Source organism: Enterovibrio norvegicus DSM 15893 (assembly GCF_900115495.1).
GTDB classification, from domain to species: domain Bacteria; phylum Pseudomonadota; class Gammaproteobacteria; order Enterobacterales; family Vibrionaceae; genus Enterovibrio; species Enterovibrio norvegicus.
Genome location: NZ_FOWR01000015.1, coordinates 43,126 through 57,812, shown reverse-complemented (window position 1 = coordinate 57,812; position 14,687 = coordinate 43,126). Strand labels below are relative to the sequence as shown.

Below are 14,687 nucleotides of genomic sequence, written 5' to 3'. Positions count from 1 at the left end.
CTGAATGTAGGGCTATTGTTCGAAAAATTATAACACTAGCGAATCGGAATAAAATACAGCGTGTTGGGATTTGACGGTTAGTTGACAGGTTCACGCATCACGGGATGACCACACATTTCAATGGTGAACGCCGAGAGTGCTGGCCAAGGTTGGCTGTCAAAGTCCGTTTTTACCATCACCTCAATGTCTGCGAGTCGGTGAAGTAACAGCATTAATCGAGGCTGCGGCAGACGATGTAAGGCGGCAGTGAGTATTGGACGTCGGTTTTGCCATACTCTGAAATGGTCAAAGAGGGTATTTAAGCCCATTCCCGATGCGCCGTATTCTTGCATCTTACAAAGTTGTACCAGTTCTTTTTGGATAACACGCAACAGCAATGTTATCTCTACCCCTTCAGCTTGGAGCTGACGCACAATGCGCACGGCACGCTTTGCTTTGCCTTCAATAAGGGCATCGGTCAGTTGGAAGGGGGTGTAATGGTTGTGTCGTGACAACGCCTCCTGAAGACGAATCAGCGTAAGCGCTCCGTCAGGATAAAGCAGTTGAAGCTTCATCAGGCTTTGCGACAACGCCAACAAGTTGCCTTCATGCCACTGGGCAAGCAGCATCACGGATTCATGGTCTGGCTTTAAATGAAGTTCACGACAGCGTGCTTCGATAAAGCGCGGAAGCTGTCTTGCATCCGGTGTATTGCATGGGATGTATACGCCATTTTTTTGGAACAACGTGAACCACTGCGCGGACTCTTGCTTCTTGTTGAGTCTTGGGCCGTCTAAGATCAGTAAAATATCTTGATGCAAGAAGGGTTCAAGCGCTTTGAGGGCGTTGGCTTGTGCGGCGGTCAGGGCTGAATCCGGTAAGGTAAGAATCAGCACCTGACGGCTTGCGAATAAGCTTAATGCCTGGCAAACATCGTAGACCTCTTGCCAATTCAGTTGGTTATCGACAGAAAAACGGTGTTTCTCTTCGAAACCTTGCTGCAGCGAGGTATTGAGGATGGATTGAATAGACTCTTGCTTGAGCAGAGGCTCATTGCCAAACAGCAAGTAAGTCTGACACAAGCCTTGGGAAAGGCGCTGTGTCAGTTGTTCTGGGTAGATCCTCATGGGGTGGTGTCACCCTCTACGCGCGCTTCGGTTGTATCGTCTGATGGCGTTGTTGAGTAGCTCGATAGCGGCTTACCTTGAGGTTCATCTTTACCGTCGAAACGCGTTTCAATCGATACAGACGGTGTTTCTTCGCTGAAGCCTTGGTAGAGTTCGCGCAGCGCTTTTTCTTCCGCTTCTTTGCGTTCAAATTCTTCGATATGTGCATTCAAACGAGCAAGCTGTCGCATGATTTGCTTGGTCGCTTCTACACGCATCTCTTGCGCTAACATCTCTTCTTCCACTGATTTAGCCAAAGCAGTCAGAGGGTTATCAAGGTATGTGCGGCTTAGTGACGTCGAGAAGTTGTAGTTGCCCTTGTCTGGAACAGTCACTGTATAGCTGACAGAGTAAGCAAATTGCTTTTCTGCCACGCGGCTGTTTTGGTAAAGCGACAAGGTGCTTTCGCCGTAGGACTCACCATTCAGACGGAGATTAGAAATGCGTTCTGCAGGCTCGATAATGTCGATATCGTGCAAGCGAAGTTGGGTTTTCATCTCACGGGTGAGTGCCCCGTATTTATCGAAGCTCGTGATTGAAAGCTTTTGAATCTCGTCAGGTAGGTTGTAGCTACCGCGGAGATGGAATCCGCAAGATGCGGTGGCCAAAGCGGCCACCACAACGAGCAGGGTTCGGAGAGAACGAAAGATCGATGTCACCGAATTACTCCCTTTCTTTTCGGTCAAGGGCGTTAGCAAAGCGCTTAGCTTGCAACGATATTAACCAGTTTGCCCGGCACGTAGATCACCTTACGAATGGTTTTCCCTTCGGTGAACTTAACAACGTGCTCGTCGTTTTGCGCCATGGCTTCAACGTCATCTTTTGCAGCATCAGCCGCAACAGTGATTTTCGCACGAAGCTTGCCGTTAACTTGAACAATGATCAGTTTTTCATCTTCAATCATTGCGCTTTGGTCAGCTTCTGGCCATGCAGCGTGGTCTGCGTCAGTTTCGCCCAGTGCAGTCCACAACTCATTGCTGATGTGCGGCGTGATTGGGTAAAGCATCACGACAACGGCTTTCAACGCTTCGTCGAGGATAGCGCGGTCAGTGTCGGTCTCTTGTGGTGCTTTTGACAGACGGTTCATCAGTTCCATCACAGCTGCAATTGCCGTGTTAAAGGTTTGACGACGGCCAATGTCATCGCTCACTTTAGCAATGGTTTTGTGTACTTCACGGCGCAGTGTTTTCTGATCTGCATTCAGTGAAGAAGCATCCAGTGCCGCCACAGCGCCTTTAGACGTGTGGTCGAATACCAATTTCCAGATACGTTTCAGGAAGCGGTTAGCACCTTCAACGCCTGATTCTTGCCATTCAAGTGTCATGTCTGCTGGAGACGCGAACATCATGAACAAGCGAACGGTGTCTGCACCGTACTTATCAACCATTTCTTGCGGATCGATACCGTTGTTCTTTGACTTAGACATTTTGGTCATGCCTGAGTGCACAAGGTTATTGCCTTCGGTATCAACCGCGCTGGTGATGCGGCCTTTTTCGTCACGCTCAACGGTCACGTCAGTAGGAGAAACCCAAACCTTCCCGCCTTTCTCGTTGTTGTAGTAGTAAGCGTCAGCCAATACCATGCCTTGGCACAGCAGTTGTTTGAACGGCTCGTCACTTTCAACCATGCCTGCATCACGCAGTAGCTTGTGGAAGAAGCGAGAGTACAACAAGTGCATCACGGCGTGTTCGATACCACCCACGTATTGGTCAACAGGCAACCAGTAGTTTGCTGCATCTGAATCCAGCATTTGGTCAGCTTTCGGTGAACAGTAACGCGCGTAGTACCAAGAAGACTCCATGAAGGTGTCGAAGGTATCGGTTTCACGCAGTGCAGGCTCACCGTTAAAGGTAGTTTCTGCCCACGTTTTATCTGCTTTGATTGGGCTGGTAACGCCGTCCATGACAACGTCTTCTGGCAAGATCACTGGCAGTTGGTCGGCAGGTACTGGGTGTACTTGGCCATCTTCAGTGGTCACCATTGGGATTGGAGAACCCCAGTAACGTTGTCGAGAAACACCCCAGTCACGTAGACGGAAGTTAACTGTCTTGTGGCCTTTGCCCTCTGACTCAAGTTTTGCCGCAATTGCGTCAAACGCTGCTTCGAACGCCAAACCATCGAATTCGCCAGAATTAAACAGAACACCTTTTTCAGTGTGTGCTGCTTCAGAAATGTCCGGTGCGTTGCCGTCTTCAGCCAAGATCACTGGCGTGATCTCCAGGCCGTACTTGGTTGCAAACTCAAAATCGCGCTGGTCGTGACCAGGAACGGCCATCACGGCACCTGTTCCGTAATCCATCAGTACGAAGTTTGCGACGAAGATAGGCACTTCACGGCCGTTTAGAGGATGGATTGCCTTGAGGCCTGTATCCATGCCTTTTTTCTCCATGGTCGCAAGCTCTGCTTCTGCAACCTTGGTGTTACGGCACTCATCGATAAACGCTGCAAGCTCTGGGTTCGTCTCTGCCGCTTTAGCCGCAAGAGGGTGACCCGCTGCAATGCCCACGTAAGTCACACCCATTAGGGTGTCAGGACGCGTGGTATACACTTCTAGAACAGGGTTGTCAGCCACGTTGAATGACAACTCAACGCCTTCTGAGCGACCAATCCAGTTGCGTTGCATGGTTTTCACCATGTCAGGCCAACCTTCTAGGGTATCTAGATCGTCAAGTAACTCTTGTGCGTAGGCAGTGATCTTAATGAACCACTGTGGAATTTCTTTTTGCTCTACTGGGGTGTCACAACGCCAGCAGCAGCCGTCTTCAACCTGCTCGTTCGCAAGAACGGTTTGGTCGTTCGGACACCAGTTAACTGAAGAGGTTTTCTTGTATACCAGGCCTTTTTCGTAAAGCTTGGTGAAGAATTCTTGTTCCCAGCGGTAGTATTCAGGCGTACAGGTCGCGAATTCGCGATCCCAATCGTAGCCGAAGCCCAGCAGTTTTAGCTGGTTCTTCATATACTCAATATTCTCGTAGGTCCAAGGCGCGGGTGCTGTTTTGTTTTTAACAGCCGCGTTTTCAGCAGGCAGACCAAATGCATCCCAGCCGATTGGCTGCATGACATTCTTGCCTTGCAGTCGCTGGTAGCGAGAGATCACATCACCGATGGTGTAGTTACGCACGTGACCCATGTGCAGTCGGCCGCTTGGGTACGGGAACATGGATAGGCAGTAGAACTTTTCCTTGTTCGGGTCTTCTTGAACCACGAAGGTTTTGTTGTTGTCCCAATCAGCCTGAACTTTAGGCTCTATGTCCTGAGGACGGTATTGTTCTTGCATCGATGACATCCGGGAAATTGTGAGATAGGTATAAAATGAATCTTAATAATCGACATAGAATAACTAAAGGTAGAAGGCGCAACAACAGTTGAATGCAGAGGTGGCCTATGTCAGAGCAAAAAGCAGAGTACAAGTTGATCGTTCAACGGGTTAGCGACGCTTTAAAGCACAGCCCTGAAGAGCTCCAACGTTGGGTTGATTTATCAGAGCGTTATTTTGAAGCCGCATCGGACATGACCAAGGATGAATTGGCCCTGATCGAAGCGTATTTCAAGCGCGATGTGCAGGAGTTCAGCGAGCAATATAACGCGTCTGAAGACCGCGCAGATGACGGCGAGCTGTTCAAAAGCCTCATTGCTAACACGCTGTGGGAGCAACTCGCAGAAATCACCGACAAGACCCAGCTTGAGTGGCGTGAAGTGTTGAAAGATATTCAGCATCACGGCGTTTATCAGTCAGGTGAAGTGGTCGGTCTGGGCATTTTGATTTGTGAAAAATGCGGTAATCAGACTGAACACAGTCACGTTGGGGTGCTAACGAATTGCATAAAATGCGGCAGCAAGCATTTTAGTCGCAAGGCGTATCCGGCTTAGAGCTGGGAGAGCAGGAAGAGCAGGGACTAGAAAGAGCAAAAGCTTGACAGTGCCTCTGATCTTGAAAAAATATTGCAGTACCGAGTACCGCTCTTCCCTTACATTCGCTAAAACCGCTCGATGTTAAACGTTTGACCGGCAAGTGCGGCTTCCAGCATTAACCCGCCTTTGGCTTGCGTGAAAATGGCGACGCCATTGATGTAATACGCTTTTGATTGAACGCTTCCAGCACTGGCGGACGTGCCTGTTGTACCGACGTGTGCGGCCGCGCCTTCCGTTAATGCGGTGGCTGAGGCTTGTGCGCCAAGTTCAAAACTTCCCGACATAAAATTGTCGAATGTTTCCTTATCTTCGAAAAACAAAATCTCGCTGAAGGCTTGTCCACCGAAGGTTAATCCAATCGACACTTGAATGAGTTCAGCCTCGGCAACGGTTTGACTACCCTGATAGACAAGGCCATTGCCGTAAGCGCCCCCAATCCAGAATCCTCCTTTGCCCACAGACGGAAATACCGCGTAACCGTAGGCTTTTTCGAAAAACGGTTTAACAGGATCGAAGCGATGAAAATTCGCGAGAGCCGCGCGGGTGTCTGCAAATAATTCAGCCGAAGGCTCTGCAGCTTGTGCTGGCGTGAAGAATATCGAGGTAAAAAGCAGTGAGAAGAGTGAAGCGTATCGAGCTAAGGCGCGCATGAGAATCTCCGTGTCTGGTGCTAAAAAGCCGCTCAAAGAAGACTGAGGTTGCCTTTCAACCTCAGTTTCAATGTAACGTAGGACACGGTAAATTCAGAGATGTTTGCTCTTATTTTTGCGACTCGCCAACAGTTGTTGATTGTTGAGCGCGACGCATCAAAAGAAGCGCGATACCGGAAAGTACAATCCACAGGTACAGCGGCCAATCACCGAAGCGGGTATACGGCGTTTGCCCGTTCGTTGTAGCGATGTCGGTACGCAGGACGACGGTTTCGAACTGTGGGATCTGCTCAATGATTTGACCTTTGTAGTCAATCGCAGCCGTGAGCCCTGTGTTGGTAGCACGAAACACGGGCTTGCCGTTCTCAAGTGCGCGCATTTGAGCGATTTCAAGGTGCTGGTGGGGGCCAATAGAGGTACCAAACCATGTGTCGTTTGAAAGCGTCAAAATAAAATCGGAATCGGGCGTCAGGCTATGACGAACTTGATCGCTAAAGGCAATTTCATAGCAAATGGCCGGTGCCAACTGGTAGCCCTTAGCATCAATGTTTGGCTGTGTGTAATCACCGCGGCTAAAGGATGACATCGGCAAATTAAACAAGGGCGCGAGCGGGCGTAGAATGTCAGCAAACGGCACAAATTCTCCGAACACCAGCAAGTGGTGTTTACTGTAGCTCTCGGTAGCCGGATAGCTGTAACCCTCCGTGCCGTTGTCACCTAAGGTGATCACGTTGTTATAGAACTGCCCCTGCGGGTTTTGGTCGAGCACGCCAGCGATGATGGCGGAATCATTATTACGCGCCGCCGCATCAAGCCTTGCCAAGAAATCAGGAAGATCACGCTCAAGGGCTGGAATGGCAGCTTCTGGCCAGATCACAATGTCTGCATCCCAGTTTTGGCGGGTCATGTCTTGGTAACTTAATAAGGTTGGCCAGCGCTGGCTTGGTAGCCATTTTAGTTCTTGAGGAACATTCCCTTGCACCATGGCCACATCAACCGTTTTTCCGGTTTCTTGTACCCATTGCATTTGGCCTGAAACAACAGCAACCACTGCCACAACAAGGGCAGGTAATAGCATGGTCGCTTTTCGGCTTAGTAACGTTAGGGTGATAGACGCCGCGATGACCACGACAGCCAGTGTAATGCCTTGTACGCCAAACATAGGGGCAAAGGCGGCAAGAGGGCTATCTATTTGGCTGTAGCCCGGCCAGAGCCATGGGAAGCCCGTTAAGAACCATCCTCTGAACCAATCGATGAGCAGCCACAGCGAAGGTGCAAGCAGCAAATAAGATTGCGCCAAAGGAAGTTGAATACGTTTGAGTAGGTAGCCAAATAGCGCGGGGAAAAGCGCAAGGTAAGTGACGAGTAAGCCGATGAGAATCAAACCGACCGCGGTTGGAAGCCCTCCAAATTGCTCGATGACCACATACACCCAACCGATACCCGTTGAGAATTGTCCCAACCCCCAGCTAAAACCAATGAGCGCGGCGCGTTTGGGCGATTGCTTATGGATAAGTAGGAATAACAGAACCAAAGAAACCAGCATGGCTGGCCAAAATGAATACGGGGCGAATGCCAGTGTCGCGAGCGCACCAGAAAAAGCGGCCCCGAAGATCCGCTTGAATACTTGGGGCCGCTTAAAAGTTTTAACGTTTAGCATGTGACGATTATGCCGTTTCCTCTGCAGTAAGGTCTGGGATAGTAACCTGCAATTGGATAACACGTCGACTGTCGGCTGCTGTCACTTTGAAGTGGAAGTTTTCGATATCAACTTCTTCACCACGTGTTGGCAGGTGACCGAAGCTGGTCATTACCAATCCACCAATGGTGTCGATGTCATCGTCATTAAATTGAGAGCCAAATTTCTCATTGAAATCTTCCAGTGTTGTGAGTGCTTTCACCGCAAAGGTGTGCTTGCTCAACTGGCGGATTTCTTGCTCTTCATCGTCGTCATATTCATCTTCAATATCGCCGACGATTTCTTCGAGAATATCTTCAATGGTTACAACGCCAGATACACCACCGAATTCATCGACAACAATGGCCATGTGGTAGCGTTCAGCCTGAAACTCCTTAAGGAGTCGGTCAACACGCTTGCTTTCCGGTACAACAACGGCAGGGCGAATAACCTTGTCGATGTCGAACGGTTCGCTGTCGTGGATCAAGTAGCGAAGTAAATCTTTCGCTAGCAAAATGCCTTCAACATGGTCTTTGTCATCGCTGATTACCGGATAGCGCGAGTGCTGGGCATCGTTGATAACGTTAATGATTTCCTCGAGAGGTTGTGCGCGTTCGATGGTCACCATCTGCGAACGTGGAATCATGATATCGCGAATGCGCATCTCAGAGATTTGCATTACGCCTTCTAGCATGTCCCGTGTTTCGTGATCGATTAGATCGTTCTGTTCCGAATCACGGAATACATCTACTAATTCCTGGCGGTCTTTCGGGTCTCCCTGAAAGATTTGACCAAGGCGTTCGAAGAAGGTCTTTCTACTCGGACCGTCAGAGCTTTGTGAGTTGTCTTCGTTCATTGTCTCAATATTTACAACGTTAATTTAGATGAAATCGGCTGCGTATGGGTTCGGAAACTCAAGTGCAGTCATGATAGAAATCTCGAGAGATTCCATTTCTTCCGCTTCTTCATCATCAATATGGTCATAACCTAGCAGATGGAGACTGCCGTGTACAACCATGTGGGCCCAATGGGCAAACAGGTCTTTATTCTGTTCTTTTGCTTCTTTTTCTACAACCTGACGGCAAATTATCAGGTCGCCTAGTAGATCTAACTCTACACCAGGAGGCGCTTCAAAAGGAAATGACAAAACATTCGTTGGTTTGTCCTTGCCGCGGTAGTCACGGTTTAGGCTTTGGCTTTCAAACTCATCAACGATACGAATGGTCGTTTCCGCTTGTTTGCGAAAAGATTTCACCGCTTGTTCAAACCACGTCTGAAGCTGTTCTTCTGACGGCAGGTTCTCTGCATTTTTCGTTGCGACTTGTAAGTCGACATAGTATTGCATTTAAGGTTGCTTCTCTTCTGATGGCTTTTCTTCTGAGTGTGAAACTGCGTTTAGTGCGGCTTCACGCTCTAGTCTACGACGCTCTTCAGCATATTTACGCGCTTTAGCGTCTTCTGCTTCCCAAGCTTCATAAGCCAAAACAATGCGCGCGACAACAGGGTGACGAACAACATCGTCGGCTTGGAAAAAGTTAAAGCTAATTTCGTTCACGTCGGCCAACACCTCAATGGCATGGCGAAGACCTGAGCGAGTATTTCGTGGTAAATCGATTTGCGTCACGTCACCTGTAATCACCGCGCGGCTGTTAAAACCAATACGCGTGAGGAACATTTTCATTTGTTCTACGGTGGTGTTCTGGCTTTCATCCAGAATGATGAACGCATCATTCAGTGTGCGACCACGCATATAAGCGAGCGGTGCCACTTCGATGATATTTCGCTCAATCAATTTTTCTACACGCTCGAAACCCAGCATTTCAAATAGGGCGTCGTAAAGCGGGCGCAAGTAGGGGTCGACCTTCTGGCTTAAATCACCGGGCAAGAAACCGAGTTTTTCACCCGCTTCAACCGCAGGGCGTGTCAGCAAAATTCGACGGATTTCTTGGCGCTCAAGTGCATCTACTGCGGCAGCGACGGCAAGGTAGGTTTTACCCGTACCCGCAGGGCCAACACCAAAAGTGATGTCATGCGTCACCATGTTCGCAATGTATTGCGCTTGGTTGGGTGTACGCGGCTTAATCACGCCTTTTTTGGTCTTGATGTTGATTTCTTTTCCGTAAGGAATCGATGATTCAACCGTCTGTTCGAGTACGCCACTTTCTTTGATCGCTAAGTGAACTTGCTCAGGCTCCAAATCCGGCGTTTGGTTTTTAACAGGCGCAGTTTCTACGTAAAGCGTTTTCAGAATATCGATTGCGGCAGTGGCGGTGTGTTCTTTGCCAACGACAGAAAATTGATGGCTTCGGTGATTAATTTCGACACCTAGGCGGCGTTCTAGTTGCTTGATGTTGTCATCGAATGGGCCGCAAAGGCTGGCTAGGCGTGAATTGTCTTCTGGTTCCAGCAACAATTCTAGGGTAATGACTTTGTTCAATGCTGTCCTCGCAAGCTTAATATCGCTATCAATAGAAGCTGCGTAGGGATGGAAGCTTCTCGCAGCTAGTTTGACGCTGATATGGCGGCGCACTCTCACGCCTAAAACCAGTGATTCCCCCCGCCGTGACAGCGGGGTGTCGAATGGCCGTGTGGCCTCCGTGTTATTAAGGAGTATACACGCCCACACCAAGATCATCTTCTTTGCGTGTCTTTGCGATCATCTCTAAAGGAGAGATGGCAATACGCAGGTTCATGTCTTTTTCAGTACGAATCAATTCACCACGAAGGGAATTAGTCAGTACGTTAGTGATCTTCACGTCTACAAATTGACCGATCAAATCAACAGAACCTTCAAAATTCACGACGCGGTTGTTTTCAGTACGGCCGCGAAGTTCCATCAGATTCTTACGGGATGGGCCTTCAACCAAAATACGTTGCTCAGTGTCTAGCATCTGGCGAGCAAAAATCATGGTTTGTGCGTTAATTTGCTGTTGTAGCTCGTACAAACGCTCTTTCTTCACTTGCTCAGGCGTGTCATCTGGCATGTCTGCCGCTGGCGTGCCTGGGCGTGGTGAATACACGAAGCTAAAGCTCATGTCGAAGTTAATATCACGAATTAGCTTCATCGTCGCTTGGAAATCAGCGTCTTCTTCGCCAGGGAACCCGACAATGAAGTCAGAACTCATGGCGATGTCTGGACGGACTTCTCGCAATTTACGGATTTTCGATTTGTACTCAATGGCAGTATGAGGACGCTTCATCATGGTCAGGATACGGTCCGAACCACTTTGCACAGGTAAGTGCAGGTGGTTAACCACTTCTGGTGTGTCACGGTACACATCGATGATGTCATCGGTAAATTCAATCGGGTGGCTGGTGGTGTAGCGAATACGGTCAATACCGTCGATCGCTGCCACATAGCGAAGCAATTCTGCAAATGAACAGATATCGCCATCATGCATTTCACCGCGGAATGCATTTACGTTTTGGCCAAGAAGGTTCACTTCTCGAACGCCTTGTTCTGCAAGCTGTGCGATTTCATAAAGTACGTCGTCAAGTGGACGGCTGACTTCTTCACCACGGGTGTAAGGCACCACACAGAATGTGCAGTACTTCGAACAGCCTTCCATGATGGAAACGAATGCGGTTGGGCCTTCTGCGCGTGGCTCTGGCAAGTTATCGAACTTCTCAATCTCAGGGAAAGAAATGTCCATGACTGGGCCGTGGTCTGCGCGAGATTGTTTAATCATCTCAGGCAAACGGTGCAGTGTTTGTGGGCCAAAAATTACATCAACATAAGGTGCGCGCTCGCGAATGTGGTCGCCTTCTTGCGTTGCCACACAACCGCCAACACCGATCACAAGATCAGGATTCTGATCTTTTAAGTTTTTCCAGCGTCCCAACTGGTGGAACACTTTCTCCTGAGCTTTCTCACGGATCGAACAGGTATTAAGCAGCAGTACGTCTGCTTCTTCCGGCTCTTCGGTCAACTCGTAGCCGCCGGCCGCATTGAGAAGATCTGCCATTTTTGATGAATCGTATTCGTTCATCTGACAGCCCCAGGTTTTGATCAGCAGTTTCTTAGCCATGTAACTCATTGCTCACGTTGATGTTTCTACGTCTTTCGGCTGAGAGGTCTACACATGATGCAATATCAGAGTGTGAGTGTCAGTCGAAAATGTTTAATCTGTTTTTGGTTAACCCGCAGAGAAACTGCGCTGGTTAACAGCAAGCCGCGTATTGTACTGCTTTAGACATTCTGTGACCAGATCACGTTCTCCCCAAATTTAATGGTGGATTTCACGCGGAGATAAGACCCTGAATGTCGCATTTAATCTGGTTGTCAGTAGAATGCAGGAAGGATTTAAAGAGATTGTCTTATGAAACAATTCGATATTATCGTGGTTGGCGGCGGCATGGTGGGCGCCGCAACGGCACTTGGCCTTGCTAAGCAGGGAAAGCGTGTTGCCATGGTGGAAAGAGAAGCGCCCAAGCCTTTTTCCGCTGAGCAGCCTATGGATTTGCGGGTTTCCGCGATTTCACCGTCATCGGTTTCTTTACTCAAATCGCTCAAAGTGTGGGATGCCGTCCTCAGGATGCGACTTTGCCCCTACCGTCGATTGGAAACGTGGGATCATCCTGATTGTCGAATCCGCTTTAGCAGTGACAGCATGGATTTGATGGCGCTGGGCTTTATTGTCGAAAACCGCATTCTCCAATTGGCACTGTGGGAAGCGTGTGAAGCCCACGAGAATTTAACCTTGTTCTGTCCGAATACCATCAAAACGATGTGGGCGGAACATGACGGGCATGCTGTTGAGCTTGATAACGGTGACCAGCTGCAAGGCCGTTGGCTCGTCGGTGCAGATGGTGCAAATTCTCGCGTTCGTGATTATGCCAACATTGGGGTAACGGCATGGGATTATCGACAACACTGCATGCTGGTGAACGTAAGCACCGAACTGCCGCAGCAAGACATTACGTGGCAGTGGTTTACGCCGGAAGGCCCTCGCTCATTTTTGCCGCTACCGGGTCATCAAGGCTCGCTGGTATGGTATGACAATCCCACACGCATCAAGCAGCTTTGTGCGATGTCGCCTGACGCGCTAAAACAAGAAATTGTGTCGCATTTCCCGCCAGAGCTTGGCGAGATTGAGGTTATCGCGCAAGGCGCATTCCCACTCACCCGTCGTCATGCTCAGCGTTACTACAGCAAAAGCGTTGTGATCCTTGGTGATGCAGCGCATACCATCAATCCACTTGCGGGGCAGGGGGTTAACCTTGGGTTCAAAGATGTCGATGCCTTGCTTGATGTGGTTGCAGATGCAGGCACGGAGTGGGCAGATAACGTTGTGCTTGCTGCCTACGAGCGAAAACGTAAGCCTGACAATTTATTGATGCAAGCGGGCATGGATGTGTTTTACGGCGGGTTCAGCAACGATATCGTGCCGTTGAAACTGCTGCGCAATATTGGGTTGAAGCTGGCGGAAAACAGTGGGCCAATAAAAACACAGGTGCTGAAATACGCCATGGGCCTTTAGCACTTAACGCTCGCTAGGGGATGGATGAGAAATGGGGCGATGAAGCCCCATTTTTTATGGATGTGAATTGGCCCTATGCTTCAAGCAAGTATTACGTCCCGCAAAAGGTTCGCAATACACATTGTTCCGGCAGCGGTGCCTCTTGAAGATCAACGTTCTTGTCGCTCACTACGTAAGGGGTTTTCAGGGCATTGCTGAGTCGATGGAACAAGGTAAAGTCATTGCGCTCTGTGGCATCGTCAATCGCTTTCTCCACTTGGTGGTTTCTTGCAATCAATGCAGGATTAGCGTTTCTCATGGCGGTTAACGTCGCTTGGTCACGATCGCTGAATTGTCGCCATTTTTTTAACCAATCTTTCCCTTTTTCTGCATTATCAAAGTAACGCAACAAGATATCCTCTGATCCGCCTTCAGCCACTGAGGTCAGTGCATCAAAGAACAACGTAAAGTCGATATGCTCATCTTCGAGAACAGGCATTACATTATCGACAAAGGCATCAGCAGCATCTGAATCACTGGCGATGCCCAACTTTCGCTTTAGCCCTTCTTGGAATGCCAATTGGAAGCGTGGAATGAAGGCGCCAATTTGCGTTTCTGCGGTTTTCACTGCGTTATCAGTGTCGTCATCAAACAAAGGTAACAAGGTTTCTGCAAGACGCTGTAAGTTCCAGTAGCCAATCGACGCCTGTTGCTTCCAAGCATAGCGACTGTCTCTGTCGATGGAGCTAAAGACTTTATTGGCTTTGAAATCGTCCATAAAGGCACATGGGCCAAAGTCGATAGATTCACCGACAATCGCAGCATTGTCTGTATTCATCACACCATGAATAAAGCCCACAAGCATCCATTGCGAAATCAAATCGGCTTGGCGAAGAGAAACCGCTTCAAGGAAAGCGGGGTATTTGTCGTCCCTGCCTTTGATTTCCGGAAAGTGCTGTTCAATGGCGAAATCAGCAAGGGCCTTTACGCCATCTTTCCCCAGTTTTGAATACGCATATTGAAACGACCCAACACGCAAGTGGCTTTCTGCTGTTCTAACCTGAATCGCACCGGGCACCATTTGATAATCACGCATGATGCTTTCACCTGTCGTCACCAAGGCCAGCGTGCGCGTTGTAGGAATGCCAAGACCCGCCATGGCTTCACTGATGAGGTATTCGCGAATCACCGCTCCTAGCGTGGCTCTGCCATCACCGCCGCGAGAAAAAGGGGTTCGCCCTGATCCTTTAAGTTGCACATCCACCCACTTGCCGTCTGCAGTCTCTAATTGGCCGAGCATATGTGCGCGACCATCGCCAAGCAGTGGCGAAAAATGCCCAAACTGGTGGCCTGAATACGCCATGGCAATCGGAGAAGCACCGTCATAATCGTGATTGCCAGACAATAAGCCCAATGCGTCAGCGCTTTCGAACCATTCGACAGAAAGGCCATACTCTTCAATCAGCCCTGTATTGACGGTAAGCATTGTCGGGCTTTCGCTGCGCGTAGGCGCTAGAGCGACATACATATCGTCAGGCAGACTGGTATAGCGCTGCATTGCAATGGGGTTTGAATGAGGAGAGTGGGTGCGATTGGTCATAGATACTGCTTCCCTACTTTTATGCTGCGATCATTTAGCTCTGAGAACTAAGACTACAGAGTATGGGGGATGATTCAACCATGCGGATTAAAAGGTAAAACGAGGAGAGGTCAAAGAGAAGGGCTAAAACAAAAAAAGCCCACCCGAAGGTGAGCTTTTAAATGTTGTGGCTGGGATACCTGGATTCGAACCAGGGAATGGCGGCATCAAAAGCCGCTGCCTTACCGCTTGGCGATATCCCAA

General features: G+C 49.2%; 12 protein-coding genes and 1 tRNA gene. 2 read left to right on the top strand and 11 right to left on the bottom strand.

Going from position 1 to position 14,687, the window contains the following annotated elements; translation table 11 throughout:
• Nucleotides 1-77 precede the first annotated feature (77 nt).
• Genes holA through leuS form a run of 3 tightly spaced genes read right to left on the bottom strand, consistent with a single transcriptional unit; the run spans nt 78 to nt 4,422 of the window.
• Nucleotides 78-1,106: a DNA polymerase III subunit delta gene (holA, locus tag BM082_RS11375; protein ID WP_074926975.1), complete on the bottom strand. Its 1,029-nt coding sequence runs from the start codon at nt 1,104-1,106 to the stop codon at nt 78-80.
• Nucleotides 1,103-1,804 (bottom strand): LPS-assembly lipoprotein LptE, encoded by a 702-nt coding sequence (locus BM082_RS11370; protein ID WP_074926972.1) that lies wholly within the window; start codon nt 1,802-1,804, stop codon nt 1,103-1,105. Before BM082_RS11370 ends, holA begins: the two co-directional genes overlap by 4 nt.
• Before the next feature lie 44 nt (nt 1,805-1,848).
• A complete protein-coding gene (leuS, locus tag BM082_RS11365) occupies nt 1,849-4,422 on the bottom strand; it encodes a leucine--tRNA ligase (RefSeq protein ID WP_074926970.1) in 2,574 nt (857 codons plus the stop codon).
• A gap of 107 nt (nt 4,423-4,529) precedes the next feature.
• Between leuS and BM082_RS11360 the strand changes: the two genes are divergently transcribed.
• Nucleotides 4,530-5,015, top strand: a complete 486-nt coding sequence (locus BM082_RS11360; RefSeq protein ID WP_017011302.1) for a zinc ribbon-containing protein — start codon at nt 4,530-4,532, stop codon at nt 5,013-5,015.
• A 107-nt stretch (nt 5,016-5,122) separates the two neighbouring features.
• Here the strand turns inward: BM082_RS11360 and BM082_RS11355 are convergent, their stop codons facing one another.
• The 6 genes from BM082_RS11355 to miaB form a co-directional block, all read right to left on the bottom strand.
• Nucleotides 5,123-5,707: a lipid-binding SYLF domain-containing protein gene (locus BM082_RS11355; RefSeq protein ID WP_017012648.1), complete on the bottom strand. Its 585-nt coding sequence runs from the start codon at nt 5,705-5,707 to the stop codon at nt 5,123-5,125.
• 109 nt (nt 5,708-5,816) lie between these two features.
• Nucleotides 5,817-7,367: an apolipoprotein N-acyltransferase gene (lnt, locus tag BM082_RS11350; protein ID WP_074926968.1), complete on the bottom strand. Its 1,551-nt coding sequence runs from the start codon at nt 7,365-7,367 to the stop codon at nt 5,817-5,819.
• 7 nt (nt 7,368-7,374) lie between these two features.
• On the bottom strand, nt 7,375-8,241 hold the full coding sequence (corC, locus tag BM082_RS11345) for a CNNM family magnesium/cobalt transport protein CorC (RefSeq protein ID WP_017011298.1): 867 nt from the start codon (nt 8,239-8,241) through the stop codon (nt 7,375-7,377).
• A gap of 24 nt (nt 8,242-8,265) precedes the next feature.
• A complete protein-coding gene (gene ybeY, locus BM082_RS11340) occupies nt 8,266-8,730 on the bottom strand; it encodes an rRNA maturation RNase YbeY (RefSeq protein WP_017012651.1) in 465 nt (154 codons plus the stop codon).
• Entirely contained in the window at nt 8,731-9,822 is a 1,092-nt protein-coding gene (locus BM082_RS11335) for a PhoH family protein (RefSeq protein WP_026024683.1), read from the bottom strand.
• 166 nt (nt 9,823-9,988) lie between these two features.
• A complete protein-coding gene (miaB, locus tag BM082_RS11330; protein ID WP_017012653.1) occupies nt 9,989-11,413 on the bottom strand; it encodes a tRNA (N6-isopentenyl adenosine(37)-C2)-methylthiotransferase MiaB in 1,425 nt (474 codons plus the stop codon).
• Nucleotides 11,414-11,704: 291 nt separating this feature from the next.
• Between miaB and BM082_RS11325 the strand changes: the two genes are divergently transcribed.
• Nucleotides 11,705-12,865 carry a 2-octaprenyl-3-methyl-6-methoxy-1,4-benzoquinol hydroxylase gene (locus BM082_RS11325; RefSeq protein WP_074926966.1) on the top strand — a complete coding sequence of 387 codons (1,161 nt, stop codon included), beginning with the start codon at nt 11,705-11,707 and terminating at the stop codon, nt 12,863-12,865.
• 91 nt (nt 12,866-12,956) lie between these two features.
• Here BM082_RS11325 and BM082_RS11320 read toward each other — a convergent pair whose 3' ends face one another.
• Both BM082_RS11320 and BM082_RS11315 read right to left on the bottom strand, forming a co-directional pair.
• Complete coding sequence (locus BM082_RS11320) at nt 12,957-14,444, bottom strand: protein adenylyltransferase SelO (RefSeq protein ID WP_074926964.1); 1,488 nt, start codon at nt 14,442-14,444, stop codon at nt 12,957-12,959.
• A gap of 167 nt (nt 14,445-14,611) precedes the next feature.
• A tRNA-Gln gene (locus BM082_RS11315) sits at nt 14,612-14,686 on the bottom strand.
• Nucleotide 14,687 lies beyond the last annotated feature (1 nt).

Excerpts from the sequence above, each read along its gene's own strand:
- holA (WP_074926975.1), bottom strand. The coding sequence starts at position 1,106 with ATGAGGATCTACCCAGAACAACTGACACAGCGCCTTTCCCAAGGCTTG.
- leuS (WP_074926970.1), bottom strand. The coding sequence starts at position 4,422 with ATGCAAGAACAATACCGTCCTCAGGACATAGAGCCTAAAGTTCAGGCT.
- BM082_RS11360 (WP_017011302.1), top strand. The coding sequence starts at position 4,530 with ATGTCAGAGCAAAAAGCAGAGTACAAGTTGATCGTTCAACGGGTTAGC.
- BM082_RS11355 (WP_017012648.1), bottom strand. The coding sequence starts at position 5,707 with ATGCGCGCCTTAGCTCGATACGCTTCACTCTTCTCACTGCTTTTTACC.
- lnt (WP_074926968.1), bottom strand. The coding sequence starts at position 7,367 with ATGCTAAACGTTAAAACTTTTAAGCGGCCCCAAGTATTCAAGCGGATC.
- corC (WP_017011298.1), bottom strand. The coding sequence starts at position 8,241 with ATGAACGAAGACAACTCACAAAGCTCTGACGGTCCGAGTAGAAAGACC.
- ybeY (WP_017012651.1), bottom strand. The coding sequence starts at position 8,730 with ATGCAATACTATGTCGACTTACAAGTCGCAACGAAAAATGCAGAGAAC.
- miaB (WP_017012653.1), bottom strand. The coding sequence starts at position 11,413 with ATGGCTAAGAAACTGCTGATCAAAACCTGGGGCTGTCAGATGAACGAA.
- BM082_RS11325 (WP_074926966.1), top strand. The coding sequence starts at position 11,705 with ATGAAACAATTCGATATTATCGTGGTTGGCGGCGGCATGGTGGGCGCC.
- BM082_RS11320 (WP_074926964.1), bottom strand. The coding sequence starts at position 14,444 with ATGACCAATCGCACCCACTCTCCTCATTCAAACCCCATTGCAATGCAG.